This window comes from Rhizorhapis sp. SPR117 (assembly GCF_021742065.1).
In genome coordinates this window covers 1-2,072 of record NZ_JAKKIE010000162.1, presented here as the reverse complement: position 1 = coordinate 2,072, position 2,072 = coordinate 1, and the positions used below count along the sequence as shown (strand labels likewise).

Below are 2,072 nucleotides of genomic sequence, written 5' to 3'. Positions count from 1 at the left end.
CCGGTACACTTTTACTCCGAAATGAACGGACCCCAAAAGACCCGTCAGTGGTACATTTTTACTCCGCCGTTTATAACATGAGCGGCCGCACTGCGGCGCGCTCAGGCAGGCGGAGTATAGGTTTCATAGGGATTGCCGGGAGCGAGATGGCCGAACGGCGTCATCACATAGTCGCCTCTGTCTCGGCCAACAGCGCAGAGAACATAACGGATCTCGCCGCTCGCGACTTCGGTGCATTCCATCAGCGCCAGATCACCTGCCTTAGCGGCCCTTACCAGCGTCTCGAAATTGGCGCGGGCATGATCAGGAATCGCCATGAGCGATCTCCCTATTGGCCTGGGCTTCCTGGTAGAAGCGGTCGAATAGCATGTTGGTCGATTCCGATCGGATAGTCTCGGCGGTGATCAGCATGGCGAGTCCGCCAAAGCCATCAGGTCGCATCTTCGAACAGGTGAAGGCCATGGTCACGGTCAGATGATCGAGGTCTGGCGTGCGGCGGACGATGTCCTGCAACACGTCAGCCCAGAGATCGCCGCACATGTCGAGTTCGATATCGTCCTCGCCAAGGATCGTATGGACCTGCTCATCGAGCAGCTTCTGCGCCAGACGGCTGGTGCCGGGTGTGACCGCATCAAGGGCGGCCCGGACGTCTCCAGCGGGTAGAAAGATGAGGTCGTTGGCGCCTTCCTCGCTGTAGTAATAGGCGGTCCCGTCGGCGATTTCCTCATCGAACACCTGTGCAAGGAACAAGCGTTCGATTGGCAACATGGCACCAAGCGGAATAAACGGTTCGACCACGGTCGGAGTGTAGTAATCGGCCATTGGAAGTCTCCAGAAACGCGAAAGCCCGGCGCGAGGCCGGGCTTTTCCAGGGGGAGCGATGGTGGCGGCGAGCGGTGTGCCTGGCGTCGCCGCAGAAGCTAACGGTCAGTTATCATCCCACGGATTGACCAGGGCGATGCCGCAATCGACAAAGTCGCGGACGTTGCGCGTCGCGAGCATTGCCCCTCGCGAGCGCGTGATCGCTGCGATTTGCGCGTCGGCTTGACTGATGGGTTTGCCGAGGCGTCGCCGTTCTGCCGCGATTATGGCGAAAAACGACGCGGCCTCTTCGTCGAACCCGAGCGTTTGACCGGCATAGTCCTCGATCAGGATCGCCGTCGCCAGTGCATGAAGCTCGTCCCGCCGGCGACCGCCATCCAGAATCGCGATCCCATAGAGAATCTCGGCATGCGTGATGCTCGTCACAAACAGGGATGTGGACGGCTGGCGCCTGAGCCAGTCGATGACCTGGGGCGCCGACGCTGGTCGCAGCAACTCCGATACAATGTTCGTATCGAGCACGATCATGACAGATCGACCGGATCGCGCATCGGATCGCGAGTTACGTCGGGAAGATCGATTCCTCCGACACGCGCGACACGGGCACGAATGCGGTCCACAAGATGCGTCGCGCGACCGGGGTTGGTCGAAAGGGCCGCGCGCAGGATGTCGCGCGCCTCGTCCTCCATCGATCGACCATGTTGGGCCGCCCGGACACGCAAACGCGATTTGATCGCCTCGTCGATATTGCGGATCGTCATGCTGGCCATAGGGAAGTCTCCTTTCGATACAACTTAATCAATGATTGCATTTCAATCAATGCTTAATGGATGCGACTAGGCAGCCTTTGCCGCAAGCTCGGCAAATGGATCAACTAGCTTGTGGATCGGCTGCGCGCGGCCCATCCAGGGCTCGGGCCGGATGCAGCGCACCCAGTCGGCAAAGCTCGGAATGAACCCCAAGTCCTCCCGGACATGCTGTTCCCCGATCAAGCGAACGGGAACGACACGCCCCGTCGAAACTGTAATGGTCGTCCCGAAGAAGCGCTCGAGCATGAAGATGCCCTCGGCGTGATGGCGTAGCGCGCGATGCCGGAAATCGGCTTCCCATTGGGAAAAGCGTTGCATGATCGCCGCCATGTCGATGGCAGGCTGGGGGGCGTCCGTCATTGGAGATCTCCTATGATGTTTGTCCAGTGGGGATTGGATTTTCCCGGATGCTGAACGTTGTGAAGTCATTGAACACCCATT

General features: G+C 59.5%; 5 protein-coding genes. All 5 read right to left on the bottom strand.

Annotated features, from left to right (window positions below; translation table 11 throughout):
- Positions 1 to 101: 101 nt before the first annotated feature.
- Positions 102 to 317 carry a DUF6117 family protein gene (locus tag L3X40_RS21665; protein ID WP_237367401.1) on the bottom strand — a complete coding sequence of 72 codons (216 nt, stop codon included), beginning with the start codon at positions 315 to 317 and terminating at the stop codon, positions 102 to 104.
- Positions 304 to 822, bottom strand: a complete 519-nt coding sequence (locus L3X40_RS21660; protein ID WP_237367400.1) for a hypothetical protein — start codon at positions 820 to 822, stop codon at positions 304 to 306. The genes L3X40_RS21665 and L3X40_RS21660 overlap by 14 nt, the downstream gene beginning before the upstream one ends.
- 105 nt (positions 823 to 927) lie before the next feature.
- Entirely contained in the window at positions 928 to 1,350 is a 423-nt protein-coding gene (locus tag L3X40_RS21655) for a type II toxin-antitoxin system VapC family toxin (RefSeq protein ID WP_237367399.1), read from the bottom strand.
- Positions 1,347 to 1,592 carry a FitA-like ribbon-helix-helix domain-containing protein gene (locus tag L3X40_RS21650; RefSeq protein WP_237367398.1) on the bottom strand — a complete coding sequence of 82 codons (246 nt, stop codon included), beginning with the start codon at positions 1,590 to 1,592 and terminating at the stop codon, positions 1,347 to 1,349. The genes L3X40_RS21655 and L3X40_RS21650 overlap by 4 nt, the downstream gene beginning before the upstream one ends.
- A 66-nt stretch (positions 1,593 to 1,658) precedes the next feature.
- Complete coding sequence (locus L3X40_RS21645; RefSeq protein WP_237367402.1) at positions 1,659 to 1,961, bottom strand: DUF6915 family protein; 303 nt, start codon at positions 1,959 to 1,961, stop codon at positions 1,659 to 1,661.
- Positions 1,962 to 2,072 lie beyond the last annotated feature (111 nt).

Bases quoted from the DNA above. Each gene is read 5' to 3' on its own strand.
- L3X40_RS21660 (WP_237367400.1), bottom strand. From the start codon at position 822: ATGGCCGATTACTACACTCCGACCGTGGTCGAACCGTTTATTCCGCTT.
- L3X40_RS21650 (WP_237367398.1), bottom strand. From the start codon at position 1,592: ATGGCCAGCATGACGATCCGCAATATCGACGAGGCGATCAAATCGCGT.
- L3X40_RS21645 (WP_237367402.1), bottom strand. From the start codon at position 1,961: ATGGCGGCGATCATGCAACGCTTTTCCCAATGGGAAGCCGATTTCCGG.
- L3X40_RS21665 (WP_237367401.1), bottom strand. From the start codon at position 317: ATGGCGATTCCTGATCATGCCCGCGCCAATTTCGAGACGCTGGTAAGG.
- L3X40_RS21655 (WP_237367399.1), bottom strand. From the start codon at position 1,350: ATGATCGTGCTCGATACGAACATTGTATCGGAGTTGCTGCGACCAGCG.